The organism is uncultured Campylobacter sp. (assembly GCF_937949835.1).
In the GTDB taxonomy this organism is placed as follows: Bacteria; Campylobacterota; Campylobacteria; order Campylobacterales; family Campylobacteraceae; genus Campylobacter_B.
Map to the genome: position 1 here is coordinate 1 of NZ_CALEDC010000424.1, position 1,466 is coordinate 1,466.

The following is a 1,466-nucleotide window of genomic DNA, read 5'->3' on the forward strand; positions in this document are numbered from 1 at the left end:
AAAACGCGCGGGATTTTACGCGCCTTAAAATTTCAAAGCACGAAATCAAAAAGCGGAATTTTAAAATTTCAAATTTTACGGCGCGTGAGGTCGCAGCACGGAGCGTGAAGCTATAGTGCGCGAGGCTGTGACACACAAAGCTGCGGCTAGCCGCCCGCTAGCTCCAAATTCTTTCGTTTAGTTTTAGGTTTTTTACGATCGCTAAAAAGTGCGAAAGCTCGCGCTTAATTAGTGCGGCAGGGTCGCGGCGCAACACGCTTTCGTCTATGTCGGGCTCGAAATTGTCGCGCCCCGTATTTACGAAAATATAAATTTTGCTATCTGCGAAGCTAAGGCTAACGGGCGCGGCTACGGCACCTGCGAAGCGCAAGAGCCTCCGCATAAAGGCGGGCGTTAGAATATACATCGCGCCCGCCGCGTCCTCGCAATACACGGCGAAGGCGGCGTTAAACTCCGCATCGTCCATATCGATCTTTTTTAGCCCGCCTGTGTTCGGCGCGCCGGCGCGAGCGGGAAAAATCAGGGTTTTGGCGCTTATGCGTTTGTTAAATTCCGCGTAGAAAAAGGTGCCGAGGATTTCGCTTTCCGAAAATCTATTAAATAAGCTCACGTCGCAAAAGGCAAAACTCACGCCGTCATAAACGCCCGAGACCCTGTCGTTACCGCCTTTGAATTTATCTAGTCGAAAAAAGAGCCCGGAGAGCTTAAGCTTGGCGGGATCGATACTGCCTTCAATATCGTATCGATAGCCGAACGCCTTGAAATAAGGCATTAGATAATGCTCTTTAAAAGCGCGCCGAAATTTTATCGAATAAGCTCGTTTAAGCACTCTAAATAATACAAATAAGCTATAAGCAGCCAAGATCAAAATTATAATCGCGAGTAAGATATATTTGGAAATCGTGGGGCGATTTTGTAAATCGTTTAGAAATAGGCTCATAGCAAAAAGGCAGGCAGCGTAGATTATCTTAGCTTTTATGGAGCTTTCATCGCACAAAACGGCTACTATAAGAACAACCGCGAATAATCCGATAAGCGGCAACAAATCTGCCATCTCTCCTCCGTCGCGTAGCTTGTATAACAAAAACGCGCCGTAAAAGAGCATGCACGCCGCCGCGAAGATCGTATTTCTTTTCGCCTTATACAAAAGCCCCAGTCTGATCTTCTCCAGCTCGCTCGCGCTCATTTTGCCCCTTTTAAATTTAAGATGGATTATGACGCTTGCGGGCTTTACGAACGGCGGCGAAATTTTAAAATTTAGACTTGGATAAATTTGCGATTAAATTTTAGTGGCAGATTGTTAAATGGAGCAAAGACGGAATTCCGGTATAAATTTAAGCGGCGCGAAATTTTAAAAATTCCGTGCCGTAAGAGAGATAAAATTTTATGGACGCGATTTAAATTTCGCTATAAAATTTCACTGCGCGACAGCGTAAAATTTCGCGAAATAAACGCCGTAAATTATG

1 protein-coding gene is annotated in these 1,466 nt (G+C 45.4%); it reads right to left on the reverse strand.

Translation table 11 applies throughout. The features are described 5' to 3' along the window. Nucleotides 1-157 precede the first annotated feature (157 nt). A complete protein-coding gene (locus Q0256_RS09470; RefSeq protein WP_297962475.1) occupies nucleotides 158-1,186 on the reverse strand; it encodes a DUF3137 domain-containing protein in 1,029 nt (342 codons plus the stop codon). Between the last annotated feature and the right edge of the window lie 280 nt (nucleotides 1,187-1,466).

Bases quoted from the DNA above. Each gene is read 5' to 3' on its own strand.
- Q0256_RS09470 (WP_297962475.1), bottom strand. From the start codon at position 1,186: ATGAGCGCGAGCGAGCTGGAGAAGATCAGACTGGGGCTTTTGTATAAG.